Origin of the sequence: Shewanella seohaensis (genome assembly GCF_023283775.1) — a bacterium.
GTDB lineage: Bacteria > Pseudomonadota > Gammaproteobacteria > Enterobacterales > Shewanellaceae > Shewanella > Shewanella seohaensis.
This window is the reverse complement of sequence record NZ_JAKILE010000011.1, coordinates 24,135-45,687: the sequence shown is the minus strand read 5'-3', so window position 1 is coordinate 45,687 and position 21,553 is coordinate 24,135. Positions and strand designations below refer to the sequence as shown.

General features: G+C 46.9%; 17 protein-coding genes and 3 tRNA genes. 6 read left to right on the top strand and 14 right to left on the bottom strand.

Features of this window, described 5'->3' with window-relative positions; genetic code table 11:
- The first annotated feature begins 12 nt into the window (after nucleotides 1-12).
- Together fabV and L2713_RS13590 are read left to right on the top strand one after the other, a co-directional pair.
- The gene (fabV, locus tag L2713_RS13595; RefSeq protein ID WP_248968254.1) at nucleotides 13-1,215 is read left to right on the top strand and encodes an enoyl-ACP reductase FabV; all 1,203 of its coding nucleotides are present in this window, start codon (nucleotides 13-15) and stop codon (nucleotides 1,213-1,215) included.
- Nucleotides 1,216-1,333: 118 nt separating this feature from the next.
- The gene (locus L2713_RS13590; RefSeq protein ID WP_037417205.1) at nucleotides 1,334-1,546 is read left to right on the top strand and encodes a TOBE domain-containing protein; all 213 of its coding nucleotides are present in this window, start codon (nucleotides 1,334-1,336) and stop codon (nucleotides 1,544-1,546) included.
- A 151-nt stretch (nucleotides 1,547-1,697) separates the two neighbouring features.
- Here L2713_RS13590 and ppiD read toward each other — a convergent pair whose 3' ends face one another.
- The 9 genes from ppiD to L2713_RS13545 form a co-directional block, all read right to left on the bottom strand.
- Nucleotides 1,698-3,563 (bottom strand): peptidylprolyl isomerase, encoded by a 1,866-nt coding sequence (gene ppiD, locus L2713_RS13585; protein WP_109285618.1) that lies wholly within the window; start codon nucleotides 3,561-3,563, stop codon nucleotides 1,698-1,700.
- A 226-nt stretch (nucleotides 3,564-3,789) separates the two neighbouring features.
- Nucleotides 3,790-4,062, bottom strand: coding sequence for a nucleoid-associated protein HU-beta (hupB, locus tag L2713_RS13580; RefSeq protein WP_011717547.1), 273 nt, complete (start codon nucleotides 4,060-4,062; stop codon nucleotides 3,790-3,792).
- A gap of 260 nt (nucleotides 4,063-4,322) precedes the next feature.
- Nucleotides 4,323-6,680 (bottom strand): endopeptidase La, encoded by a 2,358-nt coding sequence (gene lon, locus L2713_RS13575; RefSeq protein ID WP_248968253.1) that lies wholly within the window; start codon nucleotides 6,678-6,680, stop codon nucleotides 4,323-4,325.
- 132 nt (nucleotides 6,681-6,812) lie between these two features.
- Entirely contained in the window at nucleotides 6,813-8,093 is a 1,281-nt protein-coding gene (gene clpX / locus L2713_RS13570) for an ATP-dependent protease ATP-binding subunit ClpX (RefSeq protein ID WP_011623246.1), read from the bottom strand.
- A gap of 99 nt (nucleotides 8,094-8,192) precedes the next feature.
- Nucleotides 8,193-8,801, bottom strand: coding sequence for an ATP-dependent Clp endopeptidase proteolytic subunit ClpP (clpP, locus tag L2713_RS13565; RefSeq protein ID WP_011717550.1), 609 nt, complete (start codon nucleotides 8,799-8,801; stop codon nucleotides 8,193-8,195).
- A gap of 89 nt (nucleotides 8,802-8,890) precedes the next feature.
- Nucleotides 8,891-10,195: a trigger factor gene (tig, locus tag L2713_RS13560; protein WP_011623248.1), complete on the bottom strand. Its 1,305-nt coding sequence runs from the start codon at nucleotides 10,193-10,195 to the stop codon at nucleotides 8,891-8,893.
- A gap of 262 nt (nucleotides 10,196-10,457) precedes the next feature.
- A tRNA-His gene (locus L2713_RS13555) sits at nucleotides 10,458-10,533 on the bottom strand.
- A gap of 9 nt (nucleotides 10,534-10,542) precedes the next feature.
- Nucleotides 10,543-10,619 (bottom strand) — tRNA-Arg (locus L2713_RS13550).
- A 115-nt stretch (nucleotides 10,620-10,734) separates the two neighbouring features.
- Nucleotides 10,735-10,811, bottom strand: a tRNA-Pro gene (locus L2713_RS13545).
- A gap of 261 nt (nucleotides 10,812-11,072) precedes the next feature.
- On the opposite strand from L2713_RS13545, the gene folD reads away from it, so the two are divergent.
- Nucleotides 11,073-11,927 carry a bifunctional methylenetetrahydrofolate dehydrogenase/methenyltetrahydrofolate cyclohydrolase FolD gene (folD, locus tag L2713_RS13540; RefSeq protein ID WP_011623249.1) on the top strand — a complete coding sequence of 285 codons (855 nt, stop codon included), beginning with the start codon at nucleotides 11,073-11,075 and terminating at the stop codon, nucleotides 11,925-11,927.
- 223 nt (nucleotides 11,928-12,150) lie between these two features.
- Here the strand turns inward: folD and cysS are convergent, their stop codons facing one another.
- Nucleotides 12,151-13,530, bottom strand: coding sequence for a cysteine--tRNA ligase (gene cysS / locus L2713_RS13535; protein WP_248968252.1), 1,380 nt, complete (start codon nucleotides 13,528-13,530; stop codon nucleotides 12,151-12,153).
- Between the two features lie 140 nt (nucleotides 13,531-13,670).
- Between cysS and L2713_RS13530 the strand changes: the two genes are divergently transcribed.
- Complete coding sequence (locus L2713_RS13530; protein WP_011626603.1) at nucleotides 13,671-14,162, top strand: peptidylprolyl isomerase; 492 nt, start codon at nucleotides 13,671-13,673, stop codon at nucleotides 14,160-14,162.
- 9 nt (nucleotides 14,163-14,171) lie between these two features.
- Nucleotides 14,172-14,891, top strand: a complete 720-nt coding sequence (locus tag L2713_RS13525) for a UDP-2,3-diacylglucosamine diphosphatase (RefSeq protein ID WP_248968251.1) — start codon at nucleotides 14,172-14,174, stop codon at nucleotides 14,889-14,891.
- Nucleotides 14,892-14,976: 85 nt separating this feature from the next.
- On the opposite strand, the gene miaE is transcribed toward L2713_RS13525, so the two are convergent.
- Nucleotides 14,977-15,747, bottom strand: coding sequence for a tRNA isopentenyl-2-thiomethyl-A-37 hydroxylase MiaE (gene miaE, locus L2713_RS13520; protein ID WP_248968250.1), 771 nt, complete (start codon nucleotides 15,745-15,747; stop codon nucleotides 14,977-14,979).
- 279 nt (nucleotides 15,748-16,026) lie between these two features.
- Between miaE and L2713_RS13515 the strand changes: the two genes are divergently transcribed.
- The gene (locus L2713_RS13515; RefSeq protein ID WP_011626606.1) at nucleotides 16,027-16,623 is read left to right on the top strand and encodes a Yip1 family protein; all 597 of its coding nucleotides are present in this window, start codon (nucleotides 16,027-16,029) and stop codon (nucleotides 16,621-16,623) included.
- Between the two features lie 192 nt (nucleotides 16,624-16,815).
- On the opposite strand, the gene glnS is transcribed toward L2713_RS13515, so the two are convergent.
- The 3 genes from glnS to L2713_RS13500 all read right to left on the bottom strand — a co-directional run bounded on the left by glnS (nucleotide 16,816) and on the right by L2713_RS13500 (nucleotide 21,196).
- Nucleotides 16,816-18,486 (bottom strand): glutamine--tRNA ligase, encoded by a 1,671-nt coding sequence (glnS, locus tag L2713_RS13510; RefSeq protein WP_248968249.1) that lies wholly within the window; start codon nucleotides 18,484-18,486, stop codon nucleotides 16,816-16,818.
- A 183-nt stretch (nucleotides 18,487-18,669) separates the two neighbouring features.
- Complete coding sequence (gene feoB, locus L2713_RS13505; RefSeq protein WP_248968248.1) at nucleotides 18,670-20,964, bottom strand: Fe(2+) transporter permease subunit FeoB; 2,295 nt, start codon at nucleotides 20,962-20,964, stop codon at nucleotides 18,670-18,672.
- Nucleotides 20,957-21,196, bottom strand: a complete 240-nt coding sequence (locus tag L2713_RS13500; RefSeq protein ID WP_011623257.1) for a FeoA family protein — start codon at nucleotides 21,194-21,196, stop codon at nucleotides 20,957-20,959. Before L2713_RS13500 ends, feoB begins: the two co-directional genes overlap by 8 nt.
- Between the last annotated feature and the right edge of the window lie 357 nt (nucleotides 21,197-21,553).

The window sequence follows — 21,553 nt, the reverse complement described above, 5'->3', positions numbered from 1 at the left end:
AGAAGCTTAAACATGATTATCAAACCCAAAATTCGTGGATTCATTTGTACCACAACTCACCCCGTTGGTTGTGAAGCTAACGTTCAAGAACAAATTACTTTAACCAAAGCCAAAGGCAAAATCGCCAACGGTCCGAAGAAAGTGCTTGTTGTTGGTTCATCAAGTGGCTATGGCCTGTCTTCACGCATTGCCGCCGCCTTCGGTAGCGATGCAGCAACTATTGGCGTGTTCTTCGAAAAGCCGGGTACTGAAGCGAAACCTGGTACCGCGGGCTGGTACAACTCTGCCGCTTTCGACAAGTTTGCCAAAGCTGAAGGTTTGTACTCTAAGAGCATCAACTGCGATGCCTTCAGCCATGAAGCTAAGCAAAAAGTTATCGAGCTTATTAAGCAAGATTTAGGTCAAGTGGACATGGTGGTCTATTCATTAGCATCACCCGTGCGCAAACTGCCTGACTCTGGTGAGCTAGTGCGTTCTGCACTCAAGCCAATCGGTGAAGTGTATACAGCGACCGCCGTTGATACCAACAAAGATTGCATTATCGAAGCCACCGTTGAGCCTGCAACTGAGCAAGAAATTGCCGATACTGTCACTGTGATGGGCGGTCAAGATTGGGAACTGTGGATTAACGCACTTGCCGAGGCTGGCGTATTAAGCGATAACTGCAAGACTGTAGCCTACAGCTATATCGGCACTGAGTTAACCTGGCCAATCTACTGGCACGGCGCATTAGGTCAAGCCAAGATGGACTTAGACCGTGCGGCTAAAGCCCTAAATGATAAACTCGCGGCCAAAGGCGGTAGCGCGAATGTTGCCGTGCTGAAGAGCGTTGTGACTCAAGCCAGCTCTGCCATCCCTGTGATGCCACTGTATATTGCAATGGTATTTAAGAAGATGCGCCAAGAAGGCCTGCACGAAGGCTGTATGGAGCAAATCTATCGCATGTTCAGCGAGCGTCTGTTCCGTGCCGATGGTGCAAAACCAGAAACCGACAGCGACAACCGTCTGCGTTTAGACGATTGGGAATTGCGCGAAGATATCCAGCAGCATTGCCGTGATCTGTGGCCACAAGTGACCACTGAAAATCTGTCAGAGCTGACCGATTATCAAGAATATAAAGCCGAGTTTATCAAACTGTTCGGCTTTGGCATCGAAGGCATCGACTACGATGCAGATGTGAATCCACACGTTGAGTTCGATGTGATCGAGCTGTAATCGAATAGATTGAATAATCACGATAAAGCGCCACCCTCGGGTGGCGTTTTTATTTGCCGCAAATGCCGTACGATAGGCTAAACTAGCATGACCATTCAACACAAACTAAGGACAAAGAATGAAAATCAGTGCACGTAATACCCTGAGTGGCACTATTACCGCTATCGAAATTGGCTCTGTAAACAACGAAGTCACTATCGAACTGGCACCGGGCGTAGTGTTAACCTCTGTGGTCACTAAAGCATCCTGTGAGCGTTTAAACTTGAAGGTAGGTGATTCGGCTTATGCACTCATTAAAGCCAGCAGCGTGATGATTGGCGTGGATGATTAAGCGGCAGAAATAGCGCACTTATCGTTTGATAAGGCGGGATCAAGACAAACAAAAAAGCCAAGTAAACACTTGGCCTTTTTCTATTTGCATCGCGAAAGCAGTTTTTGCTTCGCACAAAATGAGGGATAAGCTCAGTTATCCCTTATCGTCATTAACCTTCTACAGGGTAATGAACTTTCGCATTCGCTTTCAGTGACTCAATCAGACCGCGGTAATCCGCTTCGCTGTATTGTGCATTTAAGCGTTGTTTCAGCGCATTGACTAACTCATCGCTAACTGACTCTGCCGCGTTCACTTTATCCAGTGCAATCACAGCGTAGCCATTAGCTAAACCAACAGTGTCAACCACAGGTGCAGCACTCGGCGTTGGCATTTGGAAGGCTTTGCCCACAATGGCCGCGTCAACGTCTTGTGCGCCACGGCCCAGTTTAGTCTTAGCCGTGAGAGTCACATCCGTCGCACCCGCTTTAACTTGGGTCATCAGCTCTTGCGCTTTAGCACGTGCCGCTTCGTTCGCTTGGTCTTGCTTCAAACGCTCAGCGATATCGGCCTTCACTTCGGCTAATGGCATAGTACCCGCATCGTGATGTTCCTTCATACGGATAACCACAACATGGTTTGGCTCAAGTTCAATGACTTCACTGTTTAGGCCTTGGCGTAAAACCGTGTCAGAGAATGCCGCTTTAACTACGTCAGGCTTGTTCAATGCCGCTGGCACATCATCACGTGAGAACATTGGCGTAGTCTTAATCTCAACGCCCACCACTTTAGCAGTTTCGGCTAAGGTATCAGGCACTTCGTAGCTGGTATCAGCCAGTTTGCTCTGCAAGCTATAGAATTGATCGACCGCTTTTTTCTCTTGCAGCTGAGCCACAATCTTCGTTTTGACATCCGCAAATGGCACAGTTGTACCAGGCTGAACGTCTAACAATTTGATGATGTGGAAACCAAAGTCCGTTTTCACGACCGCTGAATGCTGACCTTTTTGCAGTGCAAACAGTGCAGTATCAAAGCTTGGGTCCATGACACCGGGTTCAAACCAGTCTAATTTACCGCCCTGCTCTGCACTTAAGGTATCTTCTGAATTGGCTTTGGCTAACTCGGCAAAATCAGCACCGTTATCTAGTTGCTTAGCTAAATCTTCAGCCTTGGCTTTCGCCGCCGCTTCATCGCTGCCAGGGCCAATCAGAATGTGCGCCGCTAAACGTTTCTCGTTAGACACATATTGCGTCTTGTGTTCATCGTAGTAAGCCTGAGCTTCTTCATCGGTCACTTTGCTGTCTTTAGCAAAATCAGCCGCGTTTAACTCAACATACTCTAAGCTCACCTTCTCAGGGCTCATAAACTGGCCTTGGTTGGTGTCGTAGTAGTTTTTAACTTGCTCGTCTGTCACAGAGGCATTAGCAAGGAATGGCGCAGAATCCACGACTAAGTAGCGAATGTCGCGAGTTTGACCTTGCAGCTCAGCTAATTGCTTAGCTTCACCTGGTAATACAAATTCAGTGCCCACTAACGCTGCAGTTAACTGACGACGAGTCATATCAACACGCATCATGCTTCTGAAGGTTTGTGGCTGATAGCCTAACTGACGCAAAATAGCTTGATAACGGTCGTTATCGAATTTGCCATCGGTTTGGAAAGCGGGTTCTGATTTAATCGCCGTGATAATTTGTTCGTCAGACACACGCAGCCCCATAGCGGCGGCAGCTTGGTCAATCAATTTATCGGCCACTAAACGTTCGAGTACGCTCTGCTTGATGCTTTCTAGGTATCTTTCGTCGGCAGATAACGCAGCAAACATTTCGCCCAGTTGTTGTTCCATACGAGCGCGTTCGCTCTGATAGGCCTGCTCTAACTCGGCTTTAGTGATTTTGTCACCGTTGACTTCTGCGGCAGGGACGTCCGATTTTGAGCCTAAATAGCTACTTACGCCTGCAAATGCAAAAGATAAAATCACAAGTACGAGAATGCCTTTAGCAATCACGCCTTGCGAACCGTCGCGGATCTTTTCTAACATCAGATTTCTCGCTCGTTGCGATTAACAAAATAAAAAGGCGCATCAATTTGAGATGCGCCTTTCTGTAATTTATGGGGATTATTCAGACGCTACCACTGGTAAGTACTAAAACCCCGAGTAATGGTAGAAATTGTGCTTCAAAATCCATTACTTTCAATTCGTAAAAAGCACTGTTTAAACAGTGCTTATCATTACGAACGCCTTACAAAGGCTACGATATCAAAAATTAATTGACAGCGTCTTTCAGAGCTTTACCAGCTTTGAATGCTGGAATTTTTGCTGCTGCGATTTTGATTTCTTGACCCGTTTGTGGGTTGCGACCAGTACGCTCAGCACGTTCACGCACTTCAAAAGTACCAAAACCAACAAGAGAAATTTTATCGCCTTCTTTCAGACCTTCAGTCACAGCAGCGATAAAAGAATCCAGTGCACGGCCAGCAGCGGCTTTAGAAATGTCAGCACCAGAAGCGATTTTCTCGATTAGTTCAGATTTGTTCATGTCATCCCCTTGAATGTAATTTTTTTTGCGCCGCAACCAAATCCGTCTCTAGAGCGGTCTGCGGAGGCTTTTATAACAAGCTTGAATTCAAAGTTCAAGCTGAGTTCGAAAACCAAAGAAATAAAACTGGATACAGCTCAAAGCCAGTTGCGCCAAGGGCTTGGAGCAACCGACTCTCCACAGACCTAGGCTACCACAGGTCTGCGCTTTGTTAAGCCCCTTTTTTCATTTTTTTTAGCGTGATAGCGCATTTTCTTGCGTTATGCCAAGTTTTTAACCACTTCGAAGCCTTCAACCGGTCTTTCCAGCGCCAGTTTTAACACTTCGTCGACCCAACGCACGGGACGAATTTCCAAATCGGCAATCACATTGGCAGGAATTTCTTCCAGATCACGCTCGTTTTCTTTTGGAATAAGTACCAATTTAATGCCGCCACGGTGTGCCGCGAGCAGTTTTTCTTTTAAACCACCAATAGGTAACACTTCTCCGCGTAAGGTAATTTCACCCGTCATCGCCACATCGGCGCGCACAGGGTTACCCGTTAAGCTAGACACTAATGCAGTACACATTGCCGCGCCCGCTGATGGACCATCTTTTGGCGTCGCCCCTTCTGGCACGTGAACATGGATATCACGCTTCTCATAAAAGTCGCCGTTGATACCTAATTGTTCCGCACGGGCACGTACGACCGTCATTGCCGCTTGAATCGACTCTTGCATCACATCGCCAAGTGAGCCTGTGTAGGTCAACTTACCTTTGCCGGGCACAGAGGTCGCTTCAATGGTGAGCAGATCGCCACCCACTTCGGTCCACGCTAAACCTGTAACTTGACCGATTTGGTTGTTCGATTCTGCCTTACCATAGTCAAAACGCTGCACACCGAGGAAAGACTTGAGATTGTCCGCGGTCACAGTGACTGACTTGATGGATTTATCCAGCAGGATCATTTTCACGACTTTGCGGCAAATCTTCGACAATTCACGCTCTAGTGCACGCACACCTGCTTCACGGGTGTAGTAGCGGATGATACCGACTATCGCACTGTCTTCAATATGAATTTCGTTCGCTTTAAGACCGTTGCGCTCGATTTGCTTGGTCAGTAAATGCTGCTTAGCAATATTCAACTTTTCATCTTCGGTGTAACCCGACAGACGAATGACTTCCATACGGTCCAGAAGCGGGCCTGGAATATTCATCGAATTCGAGGTCGCCACGAACATCACATCGGATAAGTCGTAGTCGACTTCGAGGTAATGGTCGTTAAAGGTCGCGTTTTGTTCAGGATCAAGCACCTCTAACAGTGCTGACGCTGGGTCGCCACGCATATCCGAGCTCATTTTGTCGATTTCATCGAGCAGGAATAAGGGGTTTTTCACGCCCACTTTCGCCATCTTTTGAATGACTTTACCCGGCATTGAGCCAATGTAAGTACGGCGATGACCACGGATCTCCGCTTCATCACGCACGCCGCCTAAGGCAACACGCACATACTTACGACCGGTTGCTTTCGCAATCGATTGACCTAATGAGGTTTTACCTACACCTGGTGGGCCGACTAAGCACAGGATAGGCCCTTTAAGCTGACGCACACGGCTCTGCACTGCCAAGTATTCCAGAATACGGTCTTTGACCTTTTCCAGACCGTAGTGATCGGTATCCAGCACTTCTTGGGCTTTGGCTAAATCGCGTTTGATTTTAGAGCGTTGGCTCCAAGGCACTGAGGTCATCCAATCCACATAGCTGCGAACCACGGTCGCTTCGGCAGACATAGGTGACATCATGCGTAATTTATTCAGCTCGGCGACGGCTTTCTCTTTGGCATCGCTTGGCATGTTGGCTTCTTCAATCTTACGATTTAAGACTTCAAACTCGTCGTGGCCTTCGTCTAAGTCACCCAATTCTTTTTGGATGGCTTTCATCTGTTCGTTCAGATAATACTCACGCTGGCTCTTTTCCATCTGTTTTTTAACGCGAGTACGGATACGTTTCTCGACCTGTAGCAGGTCAATTTCCGACTCCATCATCGCCATTAAATATTCCAGACGCTCACCGATGTTAGTCATCTCAAGCACAGACTGTTTGTCCTCAAGCTTGAGTGGCATGTGGGCCGCCATAGTATCGGCAAGGCGCGCCGCTTCATCGATGCCCGAGAGCGAGGTTAAGACTTCAGGCGGGATCTTCTTGTTAAGCTTGATATAGCCTTCAAATTGGCCAATCGCGCTGCGAACCAAGACTTCCTCTTCTTTATCTTCTAAAGGCTCAGACTCAAGATATTCCGCCTTAGCCACAAAGAAATCCGCTTCTTGGGTATAACGGGTAATTCGGGCGCGACGACCACCTTCGACCAGCACTTTGACCGTACCGTCAGGCAGTTTAAGCAGTTGCAGAATAGACGCCACTGTACCGACTTCAAAGATATCGTCTTTGGTCGGCTCGTCTAACTCAGCGTCACGCTGAGCGACTAAAATAATTTGCTTATCCTGGGCCATTGCCGTTTCGAGACAACGAATCGATTTTTCTCGGCCAACGAACAACGGAATTACCATATGGGGATAGACCACCACATCTCTCAGTGGTAGCACGGGGAGTTCGATATGCGCTTCACGCTCTAAGGTCATAGTTCGATTCCGTTTAGATGAAAGGGATTAGTTATGGAGTATATTGGGGCGCTTTATTGGGTTTCAATGGTCAAAATAAAAAAAGGAGCCCGATGGACTCCTTGATTTTCAGATTATTAATAATCAGTACAATTATTGCTCACCAGAGGCCGCTTGCGCGTCGTTACGCTCGTAAATCAGGATAGGTGCAGATTCACCATTCACCACAGATTCATCAACAACCGCCTTCACCACGCCCTCAATCGAAGGAATATCGTACATAGTATCGAGTAAGATACCTTCTACGATTGAACGTAGACCACGGGCACCGGTTTTGCGCGACATGGCTTTATGTGCAATCGCTTTGAGCGCATCTTCGCGGAATTCGAGCTCAACACCTTCCATCTCAAACAGCGCGTTGTATTGCTTAGTCAGCGCGTTTTTGGGCTCTGACAGAATTTGCACTAGCGCTTCTTCATCCAGCTCGGTGAGTGTCGCAACAACAGGTAGACGGCCGATAAACTCGGGGATCAAGCCATATTTGACTAAGTCTTCGGGTTCGACCTGAGATAAGGTTTGCGAAATTGTTGCCTTATCTTTCTCGCCCTTGACCTGCGCACCGAAACCGATACCTGAACCTACGTGAGCACGCTGTTCAATCACCTTTTCAAGACCCGCAAATGCACCACCACAGATAAACAGGATCTTAGAGGTATCAACCTGTAAGAACTCTTGCTGTGGATGCTTACGGCCACCTTGAGGTGGAACCGCGGCAACCGTACCTTCGATAAGTTTCAGCAGCGCTTGCTGCACGCCTTCACCCGATACGTCACGGGTAATCGATGGGTTATCCGATTTACGGCTGATCTTGTCGATTTCGTCGATATAGACGATACCGCGCTGTGCCTTTTCAACATCGTAATCGCACTTTTGCAGCAGCTTTTGAATGATGTTTTCAACGTCTTCACCCACATAACCCGCTTCGGTTAAGGTGGTGGCGTCAGCCATAGTAAATGGGACATTCAATGAGCGCGCCAGCGTTTCGGCCAGCAGCGTTTTACCACTGCCCGTTGGACCAATCAGCAGAATGTTACTCTTGCCTAATTCCACGCCATCTTTAGGGGAAGAATTTCTCAGGCGCTTATAGTGATTGTATACAGCGACAGACAGCACTTTCTTGGCTCTGTCCTGACCAATCACATAATCGTCTAAATGCGCACGCAACTCATGTGGCGTTGGCAATTTATCATTATCACGCTTAGGAGAGATTTCTTTAATCTCTTCACGAATAATGTCGTTACATAATTCGACACATTCGTCGCATACGTATACTGATGGGCCTGCAATCAGTTTTCTGACTTCATGCTGGCTCTTACCGCAAAAAGAGCAGTACAGCAATTTACCGCTGTCACCATTATTTTTGTTGTCGCCCATTAATTACCTCATTTGCAGTCTGCTCTACTGCTTGTCTTAAACTTGCTAACCCTTTACTGGGCTTTGCATAATAGAGCATAGCCCAGTCAAAAGTAAAAATCAGCCGCGTTTAGTCATCACTGCGTCAACTAAACCATATTCAACAGCTTGAGTCGCACTCATGAAGTTGTCGCGATCGGTATCACGTTCAATCACTTCGAGTGGCTGGCCAGTATGCTCTGACAACATCAGGTTCAGTTTATGCTTGATGCCTAAGATCTCTTGGGCATGAATAGCTATATCAGAAGCCTGACCTTGGAATCCACCCAGTGGTTGGTGAATCATCACGCGAGAGTTAGGTAAGCAGAAACGCTTGCCCTTTTCACCACCAGCTAATAAAAACGCGCCCATGCTGGCAGCTTGACCAATACACACAGTACTGACGTTCGGCTTAATAAACTGCATGGTATCGTAAATCGCCATACCCGCAGTGACTGAGCCACCGGGTGAGTTGATATATAAGAAGATATCTTTATCTGGGCTTTCTGACTCGAGGAATAGCAACTGCGCCACAATCAGATTCGCCATATGCTCTTCAACTTGACCCACTAAAAAGATAATCCGCTCTTTTAACAGACGAGAATAAATATCGAATGAGCGTTCACCCTTAGCCGTCTGTTCGATCACCATAGGCACTAAAGCACTTTGTATGTCTGACGCATTATGCATTATTCGTTTCCCTAAATAAAAATGGCTCGCATGAGGAGCCTCATACGAGCCATTATAAATGGCGAACTGCCAATCAAGTCAAGCTTAGCTTATGCGCGACCTGTAGCCTTGTTCATAAATTCTTCAAAAGCGACTTCTTTTTCGGTCACTTTGGCAGATTTCAGCAGTGCTTCAACAGCTTGCTCTTCAAGCGCAACGTTGCGCATGTTTTGCATCAGCTCTTTGTTGCTGTTGTAGTACGCAACAACTTCACTTGGATCTTCGTAAGCAGAAGCCATAGAAGCGATTAACGCTTGTACACGCTCATCTTCTGCTTTCAGCTCGTTAGTCTTGATAACTTCGCCTAATAACAGACCGATTTTCACGCGACGAGCCGCTTGCTCAGTGAATAATTCAGCTGGCAGTTCTGGCATGTTAGCCGTTTGACCGCCGAAACGTTGCATCGCTTGTTGGCGCAGTACGTTAACTTCGCCATCGATCAGTGCTTTTGGCAGTTCGATGTCGTTGTTGGCTAATAAACCATTGATCACTTGCTCTTTCACGTTTGCTTTTAACGCTTGCTCAAGTTCACGGTTCATGTTTTTACGGATTTCAGTTTTCAGAGCTTCTAAGCCGCCTTCGCTGATACCGAATAATGCTGCAAACTCATCGTTTACTTCTGGTAAGTTAGCCGCTAACACTTCAGTTAAAGTGATAGCAAACTTAGCTGCTTTACCTTTTAAGTTTTCAGCGTGATATTCTTCTGGGAAAGTCACGTCGATAACGAATTCTTCACCCGCTTTGTGACCTAAGATACCCGCTTCGAAACCTGGGATCATACGGCCGCTGCCTAATTGCAGTTCGAAATCATCAGCTTTACCGCCTTCGAATTCAACACCGTCAACTGAACCAACGAAGTTCATTTTCACTTTGTCGCCATCAGCCGCTTCACGCTCAACCGCTGCGAAAGTCGCGTGTTGCTTACGTAAGGTTTCGATCATGCTGTCTACGTCAGCATCGGTTACAGACGCTTTTGGTTGTTCTACTTCGATTGCATCTAAACCTTTCAGCTCGACTTCTGGGTAGATTTCGAAAGTCGCTACGAATTCGAATTTTTCACCGTCAGTCGCACCAGGTACGAAAGTAGGTGCGCCAGCTGGGTTTAATTTCTCAGCGATGATCGCTTCGATAAAGTTACGTTGCATCACTTCACCAGTGATGTCTTGACGAATAGCGGCGCCATAACGTTTGTTGATTACAGTAACAGGCACTTTGCCAGGACGGAAACCTGGAATACGAGCACGCTTAGCTTCACGTTGTAAACTGTCTTTAACCAGTTTTTCAATTTGTTCAGCAGGAACAGAAATGGTCAGGCGACGCTCTAGGCCTTGGGTTGCTTCAACAGAAACTTGCATTGTTTTACCTCGAAATTTGTCTAACGTCCTTTGTAATAGTCGAGTCTTCAACTATTCAGGTATTCGTTTCTTGATCATTAAATTTGACTACAATGCCCACCACTATTGGCTTTCGGCACAGGTCGCTGTTAGTTGATATCTATCAAGACGCGACATTATAGCCACCGTTTTGTGCAGAGTCGAGCCTCTACGGCCGAATCTAGGGTATAAAAAAAGCGACCAGAGGTCGCTTTTTTTATTTTGTACTCAAAGTACTTAAAAATGGGGTGACTGATGGGGCTCGAACCCACGACAACCGGAATCACAATCCGGGACTCTACCAACTGAGCTACAATCACCACTGAAACTGGTACGCCCGGCAGGATTCGAACCTGCGACCATCCGCTTAGAAGGCGGATGCTCTATCCAACTGAGCTACGGGCGCATGGTTTACAGACTCTGCTGTATCCTAACCTAGGCGGGATAACTTTTCTTTATGAAGTCATCCGCTATTACCCGCTCAAACTACCTGAGTAATTTATGAGCCAATAATATTAATTTGGTCGGTGATAGAGGATTCGAACCTCTGACCCTCTGGTCCCAAACCAGATGCGCTACCGGACTGCGCTAATCACCGAGAATCATTGTTTTCAGAGCAAATGAGCACATCTGCTTGAGAACGGAGCGCATCTTAGCCCCTCACTTTGCACCCGTCAACGATTTTTTTAAGCATTCAAACTAGATGCTGAATTATCAGGCGAATACGCCTGTTTTTATCCATCTCGCCGCGGCTTTCACCATGACACACCCGCAACGCCCTGTTAAAATAGCCGCGATTGCCACTCTCTGTGTTAACGACAGTTTTCACCATCGCCCATATAAAGGATATCCTACACCCATGACAGCCCAAATAATCGACGGCAAGGCGATTGCTCAATCCATCCGCACACAACTTCGCGAAAAAGTAACCGCCCGCAAAGAGGCAGGACAACGCGTACCAGGTTTAGCCGTCATTCTCGTGGGAGCCGACCCCGCTTCTCAGGTTTATGTTGGTAGTAAACGTAAAGCCTGTGAAGAAGTGGGATTTATTTCTCGCTCTTACGATCTCGATACCAGTTATACCGAGGAAGCATTATTAGCCCTTATCGACGAACTCAATGATGATCCGACGATCGACGGTATCTTAGTGCAGCTCCCTCTGCCTGCGCATATCGAAGACTCTAAAGTGATCGAGCGCATTCGCCCCGATAAAGATGTCGACGGTTTCCACCCCTATAACGTTGGCCGTTTAGCCCAGCGCATTCCCGTATTACGTTCATGCACCCCAATGGGGATCATGACCTTAATCAAATCAACGGGTGTCGATACCTATGGATTAGATGCCGTTGTGGTTGGCGCATCAAACATTGTCGGCCGGCCAATGACACTGGAGCTATTGCTTGCGGGCTGTACCACCACCACATGCCATCGCTTTACCAAAAACCTCGAACAAAAAATCCGTCAAGCTGATTTAGTAGTGGTTGCCGTGGGTAAACCTGGCTTTATCCCAGGTGAATGGATTAAACCGGGCGCCATTGTTATCGATGTGGGTATTAACCGCTTAGAAAACGGTACCTTAGTGGGCGACGTGCAATATGATGTCGCTGCGCAAAACGCCAGCTTTATCACCCCTGTCCCAGGTGGTGTCGGCCCAATGACGATTGCCAGCTTACTTGAAAATACCTTGTATGCTGCAGAGCAATATCACGACTAATGTGCTTCGCCATCGGGTAGATAATGGCTTAAGTTATGGCGTAAGTTATGGCGCAAATCGCAGCATTTAAACCTGCGATTTAGCCATCTAAGCTCAGTAGCCAGTAACGCAATAACATGAGCTTAATCAAATACGTGAGACCATAAAAAAAAACTGCCATTGGCAGGTTTTTTATTATCGCTACGAATCAAACTTAAGCGATGGGATGATTTATTACGCCAACCTATTTCTTACGCCAAGTAGTACCGCTTGGACCATCTTCTAACACCACACCAAGCTCATTTAAACGATTACGCGCAACATCAGCCGCAGGCCAATCTTTCTCGGCGCGGGCACGATTACGCTCAACGATCAGCGCTTCAATCTCTGCCACTTCATCATCGCTCCCCTCGCCTTTAAAGAAGGCATCCGGTGCTTGATGCAATAATCCCAATACATCGGCCAGTTGCTTCATAGCAACGGCCATAGCTGAAGCCTGCGCCATATCAGTGGTTTTCAAACGGTTGATCTCACGTACCATATCAAACAGCACTGAGTAGGCTTCTGGCGTATTAAAGTCATCATCCATTGCCGCTTTAAACTTAGCAACAAACTCTTCAGCTGGTGCAGGCGCTACCGTCAGATCAACATCTTTAATCGCAGTGTATAAACGCTCTAAGGCGGCACGCGCCTGCTTGAGGTTTTCTTCTGAGTAGTTTATCTGGCTACGGTAGTGACCCGATAGCAGGAAGTAACGCACGGTTTCAGGATCGTAATGGCCTAATACATCACGAATGGTGAAGAAGTTACCTAAAGACTTTGACATCTTCTCGCGGTCAACCATCACCATGCCAGTGTGCATCCAGTAATTCACATACGGCGTATCATGGGCGCAGCAAGACTGAGCAATTTCGTTCTCATGGTGAGGGAATTGTAAATCTGAACCGCCACCGTGAATATCGAAATGCAGACCTAAGTGCTTACTGTTCATTGCTGAACATTCGATATGCCAGCCTGGACGACCCGGCCCCCATGGCGATTCCCATGTTGGCTCGCCCGGTTTAGACATTTTCCATAGCACGAAATCCATTGGATTTTGCTTGTTATCGTCAACCTCAACCCGTGCCCCCGCCTGTAATTGCTCCAGGTTCTGACCTGATAGTCGGCCGTACTCAGGGAATGAGGCCACACTGAATAGCACATCGCCATCGGCTGCCACATAGGCATGACCACGGGCCAGTAAGCGCTCAACCATATCGATGATTTCGGCAATGTGCAGAGTTGCACGAGGCTCGAAATCGGGACGGATCATATTCAGCGCATCGAAATCCTTGTGCATTTCACCAATCAAGCGATCGGTTAATGTATTGCAATCTTCTTGGTTTTCGTTGGCGCGTTTGATGATTTTGTCATCAATATCGGTGATGTTACGTTGAAAATTCACTTCATAACCCGCGAAACGCAGGTAACGAACGATCATATCGAAGGAAACAAAAGTACGCCCATGGCCAATATGACACAGATCGTATACGGTCACTCCGCATACATACATCCCAACTTTTCCGGGAGTAATTGGCTTAAATTCCTGTTTTTGGCGGGTAATACTGTTGTAAATCTTCAACATCGGCATTCTCTTCAATGATAGATTCGAGTGTAAAATCAAGGGGTCAGTCTACCACGCTGACGAGGGTTTTGAATACTGCACTTTGCGTGCAATCCGAGATAAGTTAGAATCGCGCCACTATTTACTGAGAGTATGAAAACATGATCACATTACACACTAATTTTGGCGACATTAAACTGCAACTGAACGCCGAAAAAGCACCGCTGACCGTGGCAAACTTTATGAAATATGTTGACGAAGGTTTCTTCGACGGCACCATTTTCCACCGTGTAATTGACGGCTTTATGATCCAAGGTGGTGGCTTCACCACTGAAATGAGCCAAAAACGTTGCCATGAGCCAGTGAAAAACGAAGCCAACAACGGTTTATCAAACCGTACTGGTACTATTGCGATGGCGCGTACTTCTGATCCACACTCTGCGACGGCTCAGTTCTTCATCAACGTAAACGATAACACCTTCCTCGATTTCAAATCTGAAAGTATGCAAGGCTGGGGTTACTGCGTATTTGGTGAAGTCGTTGAAGGTATGGACATCGTTGAAAAAATCAAAGCTGTCAGCACTGGTAACCGTGGCATGCACCAAGATGTGCCATTAGAAGCGGTTGTGATTGAAAAAGTAAGTGCGGCCTAATTCCCTAGGATGCGGACCTTATTTATTGGCGATCTGCACTTAAGTGCCGATCGCCTCGATATCACCCAAGCCTTTAATCGTTTCCTCGATACAGAACTTGATGATGCCGATGCCCTCTACATTCTGGGGGATTTATTTGAGGTATGGGTCGGCGACGATTTAGCAGCGCCTTTTGCCCTCGAATTAGCGCGCAGGCTCAAGCAAATCTCCCAAAGATTGCCCATCTACTTTATTCACGGAAATCGTGACTTTATGTTAGGCAAACAATTTGCCGATGCTGCGGGTATGCAAATATTGCCCGAAGTCACTTGCTTAGATCTCTATGGTGTTAACACTGTTATCTTGCACGGCGATAGCTTGTGTACCTTAGATAAAGCCTACCAACGCTTTCGTAAATTACGCAGTTTTGCCTTCGCCCGTTGGCTTTATAGCTGTTTGCCGAAGAGAAAACGTCAAGCGATTGCCAATAAGATCCGCAGCAATAGTCAGAGCAGCAATCAACAAAAAAGCTACGTCATCATGGATGTGGAACCAAGTGCAGTAGATGCGTTATTTGCCCAGACCCACTGCAAACAGATGATCCACGGTCATACCCACAGACCCGCCATCCACAACTTCACTAATGGCTGTAAACGTATTGTGGTCGGTGATTGGTACGAACAAGGCAGTGTGTTGGTGGTCAGCGCCGATGGCGTGGATTTAAAAAGTCTGCCCTTCGACGCCAGCTAAGAAACGATAGCGTCTTCACCATTAACACATCGAACCGCTTAGGCCTCATACCTGAATATGGTTGAGGCCGCTGCTTGTATTGCCACTAGGCAACTGAGGGTTGCCCACTGTGGAAATGAAACTCGTCATCGGGCGCCATAATTAATTCGGCCTCCCTCTCGCCAAAATAAGCCACCCGCTCAGTAATATCTTCCGTTGAAACGAGCTGCGCCAGCTTAAGATAATCCTCAAAATGACGTGCCTCAGAGCGCAGTAAGGACACATAAAACTTACTTAACTCCGCATCCAAGTAAGGCGCTAACTTGGCAAAGCGTTCACAGGAGCGCGCCTCAATGTACGCTCCCACAATCAACTTATCCCGCAGAATATCCTTCTCATGGGTGGTCACGTGGCTCATCATGCCCTTTGCGTAACGTCCCGCACGAATATTGCGATACGGAATGTGCCGAGCATGCATCAACTCCAGCACTTGCTCAAAATGATGGAATTCTTCTTTTATCAAACGAATTAGTGGCGGAATCAGATCCTGAGCAAAGGCAAAATGCTGATTCGGCTGTAGATTGGCAACCAGCTCGTTCTTTTTAACGTCGCGAGCCAAAAACTGCTCGATATCGCGATCCTTGTGATAAACAAATTCCTCATAGGATTTTGCCCACGCCAATAGCGATTGCCCGCTGTCTTTATCCAAGGCGTATCGCCTCAACAAAAACATCGCAGTCTGCGCCGCTTTTAGCTCACAATTACAATGGTCGATTAAGAGTTCATCTAACGAGGCAGAGGCTCTTGCCATATCAATCCAAGTTTGCGGCGTCTCACAACGAAGAAACGCATGAACAGGTGCCAATAATTGCTGCATGGGATCACTCAAAATCATTAAAAAAATATCGTCATATTTTACGCGTAATTATCGACAAGCTATAGCTTTACACCGCAGTAAACTTGACGAGATGAACTTTTTGTTCAATAAATAATCTACACCTTAAGAACTGAGATCCTGATCACACCGCGTCTCAATTCGGAGTGTACACAGTCGGGCGTTAAGGGATAGGAGAGCGTTTAACCCTGATTGTAGAGCTGTTGTCAGCTCGTCTGACGTTTGGCGAGCCATCATCAATGCTAAACAAGGATAATTATAATGATACTGAATCACTTAATGGGGTTATACACTCATCCAAAACAAGAGTGGCACGCGATTGAGAAGAATCACGAGGCACTCAAAAGTAGTTTAAGTCACGTTATTCTCATCGCACTCATACCGGCTGTCTGTAGCTTTATCGCCACCGCATATATTGGTTGGAATCCGGGTTCGGGTGATCCGATTTATCTTACACCACAAAGCGCTATGTTTATGTCCGTTGGTATGTACTTCGGCCTGATTGCAGGTGTGTTTGCCCTCGCCTATTTAGCCTACTGGATGGCAAAAACCTTCGATGCCCAGCCTACTTTCACCCAAGCGTTAGAGCTCGCATCCTACACCGCAACGCCTCTGTTTATGGTCGGTCTGGCGGCGCTCTACCCCGTGCTCTGGTTTATTATGATTGTTGGGTTGGTAGGACTGGCCTACTCGGTTTATCTGCTATATGCAGGTGTGCCCATCATTATGAATATCCCTGAAGAGAAAGGCTTTATTTACGCCAGCTCTATGGTCACTGCCGGTTTAGTACTCTTAGTCGGTCTAATGGCCACCAGCGTTATCCTCTGGAGCATTGGCTTTGGTCCAATGTACCAATAAGGTATTAATCCGCACTCAGGCGCAAACGACTTGAAATACAGATAGTGACAAATTGATAGTGGCAAATAGACGTGTTGAAAACAAAAAGTTGTAAAACAGAAAAGGCCCTTAGCTTGAAAACACTAAGGGCCTTTTTATGCTTTACTGCAGTTGACTGTTAGACGCAACAGAGATTATCGCGGCTAATACTTGCTATTCAAACGAGTCACGCAGTGCAACCGTTAGGTTAAAGACTAAATGTTCGGCTGATGAGTCTTTATTGTCAGCACAGAAATAACCTTCACGCTCAAACTGATATGCTTTTTCCGCTGGCGCATTCACAAGACTGGCTTCAACTAAACCATTCACCACTTCAAGTGAGTTAGGGTTAAGCACTTCATCCACAGTCTCTGCTGCTGCAGGGTTTGGATCCGTGAACAAGCGTTGGTATAAACGGAATTCAGCAGGTTTAGCCGTAGTCGCTTCCACCCAATGAATTACGCCTTTCACCTTGCGACCATCGGCGGGGTTTTTACCCAAGGTATCTGCATCGTAGCTACAGTAAACCGTGGTGATATTGCCGTCGCTGTCTTTGTCACAACGCTCAGCCTTAATCACATACGCGTTACGCAGACGTACTTCTTTACCCATCACCAGACGCTTGTATTGCTTATTGGCTTCTTCTCTGAAGTCCGCCACATCGATATACAGTTCACGGCCAAAGGCAAGTTCACGTGTGCCCATGCTTTCATCGCTTGGGTGAGAAGCCGCTTGAATCGTCTCGAGTTGACCTTCTGGGTAGTTCTCAATCACGACTTTTAATGGGCGCAGTACGGCCATCGCACGTGGTGCATGTTCGTTGAGCTCTTCACGGATGCAGGCATCCAGCATCGCGGCTTCAATCATGTTTTCTTGCTTAGTGATACCAATACGTTGGCAAAACTCACGGATAGACGCTGGGGTATAACCACGACGACGCAGGCCAGCAATCGTTGGCATACGTGGGTCATCCCATCCAGAAACTAACTTACGTGTCACTAAGTCATTTAATTTACGCTTAGACATCAGCGTATATTCAAGATTTAAGCGAGAAAACTCGTACTGACGAGTACGGTTCGGCGCTTGGAAATCATCTAAATTGTCGAGAACCCAATCGTAAAGACGACGGTTGTCTTGGAACTCAAGCGTACATAACGAGTGAGTAATGTGCTCCAGCGCATCGGAAATACAGTGAGTGAAGTCGTACATTGGGTAAATGCACCACTTGTCACCCGTTTGATGATGGTGAGCGAAACGAATACGGTAAATCACCGGATCGCGCATACACATGAAAGGCGATGCCATGTCGATTTTCGCACGCAATGCACACTCACCTTCTTTGAATTCACCCTTACGCATTTTTTCAAATAATTGCAGGTTTTCTTCAACGGAAGTGTCACGGTACGGGCTGTTTTTACCCGGCTCTTTTAAGGTGCCACGATATTCACGGGTTTCATCGGCATTGAGGAAACACACATAGGCTAAGCCTTTGTTGATCAACTCAACGGCATATTGGTGTAATTGGTCGAAATAGTTAGAGGAATAACGAACTTCACCATCCCACTGGAATCCCAACCAACGCACATCCGCCTGAATAGAATTCACATAATCGATGTCTTCTTTTTCAGGATTGGTATCATCAAAACGTAAATTACAAAGGCCTTGGTAATCGCGCGCGATGCCGAAGTTCAAACAGATAGACTTAGCATGACCTATATGCAAATAACCATTTGGCTCGGGAGGAAAACGCGTCTGCACACTGGTGTGCTTACCGCTTTTCAGATCCTCATCAATGATATTACGGATAAAGTTACTCGGACGTACTTCAGTGTCCACATGACTCATGGAATTCCTCTTTGCGAACAATGGCAATTTTAACAAAACCCGCATGATCCTACAGATCTCGGCCAGTTACAATGCCCAGTATAAAAAACTATGGTTTATGGCATGGATAGTAAAACAATAAAAGCAGCCATGAAAGCTGCTTTTATCTTTGTCATTACTAAGCTGACATTTATTACTCAGCGGTTACTCGGTAATGATCCTAACGCCAGGAATGATCTGTTGGGTTCTGCGGCCCTTACGTTTGAGCCACAGGTAGAACACCACGAGCGCTCCGAGGAAGAAACCAATCCACAAACTCGATTGCAGTGGATGTGCACCAAAGGTTGCCGCTTGGTAAGCAATGGTTGCACTGCCGTAGGCCAGTGAGAATGTCCAAGTTGCCGCAAACGTTGCCCAGCGGCTGCCAAATTCATGTACCAAGGCACCCATAGCAGCAACACATGGCGTATAGAGTAAGATAAACAGCAGATAAGAGAACGCAGCCACCTTAGTGGTAAAGCCTGACTGTAACGCACTAAAGGTTGACGTTGCTACACCTTGCGCCTCTGCGGCAACGTCGGTGCTGGACACATCACCCACAGATAACTTTAGCGGGTCTTCTAAATCCAAGCCAAACAGGTTAGCTGGAATCGTCGCCAGCGCTTCGCTGAAACTATCTGCTAATGGCGTTAATTCTGCATCTTCATGGGCAACATTGGCATACAAGCTATTCAGTGTACCCACTACCGCTTCTTTAGCGAAAATACCCGTGATAATACCCACAGTCGCAGGCCAGTTATCTTGCTCAATCCCCATAGGAGCAAAGATAGGTGTCACCTTTTGACTCGCCACACTTAAGAGTGACGCTTGGCTATCTTCATGGCCAAAAGTACCGTCGACCCCAATCGCATTGATAAAGTTAAGCAGAGTTACCACAAGCACGATGGTTTTACCCGCACCTAAGATAAAGCTCTTAGTTCGCTTACCAGTACGGACCATCACAGCCTTCAATTTTGGCATTTCATAGCTTGGCAGCTCCATCACCACCGCGCTGCTTGTGCCTGGTAATAAGGTGCTACGCAGTAATAACCCTGTACCAATCGCCGCAAAAATCCCAATCACGTACAGTAAAAACACCAGGTTTTGACCAGAGTCAGGGAAGAACGCCGCCGCAAATAACGCATACACAGGTAAACGTGCACCGCAGGACATAAAGGGCGCCATCATACCTGTCACGATACGCTCACGCTCACTGCCTAAGGTACGTGTCGCCATAATCGCTGGCACCGAACAACCAAAGCCAACAATCATAGGCACGAACGCTTTACCCGGTAGGCCTATACGGCGCATTAAGCCATCCACCACGAAGGCCGCGCGGGCCATATAACCTGAACTTTCAAGGATAGATAAACCGAGAAATAGCGCTGCGATAACCGGAATAAAAGTAGAAACGGTTTGAATACCTTGACCGACACCACCCGCGAGAATCGTCACCAGCCATGCTGGCGCGCCCATATTGCCAAGGAATGCACCAAAATGATCGACCAGTAATGCTCCGACAAATACATCGAAGAAATCGATAAACGCACTACCGATGTTAATGCTGAACATAAACATCAGATACATGACAAATAAGAACACCGGAATGCCAAGCACGGGATGTAACACTAATTTGTCGAGTTTATCACTGAGCGTGAGGAAGCCATCGGTCTTAACGGAACCTTGGAACACACGTTCAACAAAGTTAAAACGCGTCGTAGCGACCATCACTTCGATGTCATGCCCTTGCTGCGCAATTTGCTCGGTGCAAGTGCTGACTTCATCCTGTAGCTCGGCATTTTTGCAGCTGCCACAACCAGAACCGTTACCCAGCATCGCTAAAGCGCGGCCACGGCTTAAGTTGGGGTCTTTACTGCAAAGGAGTTGCACGCCCGCTTCAATTTGCTCGTCGTAATCGAGTAGCAGAGGCGCTTCGGATACGCGGCCTTGGAGTAAATCCAAAACCTGCGCTTGCACTTTAGCCACATCGGCAGGATCGCGAGAGCACACGCCAATGACAGGGCAACCTAACTCTTGGCTCATTTTCTTTAAATCGACACGGATCCCACGCTTAATGGCCGCATCGATTTTATTCAATACCACCACCATAGGGATCGACAGCTCACGTAGTTGTGCCGTCAAATAAAGGTGGCGCTCGATATTAGTCGCATCGACTAAGTTGATGATGCCATCGACACGTTGTTCGGCGAGGTATTGCTGAGCAATCTGCTCATCGAGGGAACAATCACAGCTGTTACCTGCGGGGAGTAAATCGTAAATACCGGGTAAGTCGGTTAAGTAAACGTCGGCGCCATTAAGGGTAAAATGACCGGTTTTTTTCTCAACGGTCACACCGGACCAGTTGCCCACTTGCTGATTCGCGCCGGTTAGCGCGTTAAAGAGTGTTGATTTTCCCGCGTTTGGGTTACCAACAGTGACGCAATGAAACTGCTTAGTCATTCGCCTTTTCCACCTCTATGATGTCTGCCAGGTCTCTGCGCATACAAAGCTTACTGCCACGAATATCCAACTCTAAACCAGAGCCCATAGGCGCTCTGCGGATCAACGAAAATCGTGTATTTGGGGTGATGCCCATGGATAATAATTTACGCTTCACTGTCTGCGGCAGATCTAAACGCCCGATTTCAGAAATAATGCCACGGTCACCGGGACTGAGTTCGCTTAACTTCATTACCTATTTCACCTTGTAACAGCTTCAGCTTGAAAAACTGCGCCCATTGTAACTGAGCGATGGCTCTAATAACTTTACCTAGATCAAGCTTTATGACTGGTAACGATAATAGTTTTCAATTGTGTTGAGTATTATGTGACAAAAATCTCAATGAATAAACGCCTGACCAAAAATAAAAATCCCCATAAAGGCACATCACTCTTCGCAAGTTAGAGTAAAAGTCAATGAGCTGTAAACGAGTGCCCCACAAACCAAAGTGAGAACAAGATCACACTTTGTTATTTATCACTAACAAAATCATCCTTCTTTACTGTCAATGACCACAAAAATGTTACGCGATTGTCGCAAATTTGTTCT

Bases quoted from the DNA above. Each gene is read 5' to 3' on its own strand.
- clpX (WP_011623246.1), bottom strand. From the start codon at position 8,093: ATGGGCGACAACAAAAATAATGGTGACAGCGGTAAATTGCTGTACTGC.
- glnS (WP_248968249.1), bottom strand. From the start codon at position 18,486: ATGAGTCATGTGGACACTGAAGTACGTCCGAGTAACTTTATCCGTAAT.
- L2713_RS13500 (WP_011623257.1), bottom strand. From the start codon at position 21,196: ATGAAGTTAAGCGAACTCAGTCCCGGTGACCGTGGCATTATTTCTGAA.
- L2713_RS13525 (WP_248968251.1), top strand. From the start codon at position 14,172: ATGCGGACCTTATTTATTGGCGATCTGCACTTAAGTGCCGATCGCCTC.
- feoB (WP_248968248.1), bottom strand. From the start codon at position 20,964: ATGACTAAGCAGTTTCATTGCGTCACTGTTGGTAACCCAAACGCGGGA.
- fabV (WP_248968254.1), top strand. From the start codon at position 13: ATGATTATCAAACCCAAAATTCGTGGATTCATTTGTACCACAACTCAC.
- L2713_RS13515 (WP_011626606.1), top strand. From the start codon at position 16,027: ATGATACTGAATCACTTAATGGGGTTATACACTCATCCAAAACAAGAG.
- clpP (WP_011717550.1), bottom strand. From the start codon at position 8,801: ATGCATAATGCGTCAGACATACAAAGTGCTTTAGTGCCTATGGTGATC.
- folD (WP_011623249.1), top strand. From the start codon at position 11,073: ATGACAGCCCAAATAATCGACGGCAAGGCGATTGCTCAATCCATCCGC.
- hupB (WP_011717547.1), bottom strand. From the start codon at position 4,062: ATGAACAAATCTGAACTAATCGAGAAAATCGCTTCTGGTGCTGACATT.
- lon (WP_248968253.1), bottom strand. From the start codon at position 6,680: ATGACCTTAGAGCGTGAAGCGCATATCGAACTCCCCGTGCTACCACTG.
- ppiD (WP_109285618.1), bottom strand. From the start codon at position 3,563: ATGTTAGAAAAGATCCGCGACGGTTCGCAAGGCGTGATTGCTAAAGGC.
- tig (WP_011623248.1), bottom strand. From the start codon at position 10,195: ATGCAAGTTTCTGTTGAAGCAACCCAAGGCCTAGAGCGTCGCCTGACC.
- cysS (WP_248968252.1), bottom strand. From the start codon at position 13,530: ATGTTGAAGATTTACAACAGTATTACCCGCCAAAAACAGGAATTTAAG.
- L2713_RS13530 (WP_011626603.1), top strand. From the start codon at position 13,671: ATGATCACATTACACACTAATTTTGGCGACATTAAACTGCAACTGAAC.
- miaE (WP_248968250.1), bottom strand. From the start codon at position 15,747: ATGCAGCAATTATTGGCACCTGTTCATGCGTTTCTTCGTTGTGAGACG.
- L2713_RS13590 (WP_037417205.1), top strand. From the start codon at position 1,334: ATGAAAATCAGTGCACGTAATACCCTGAGTGGCACTATTACCGCTATC.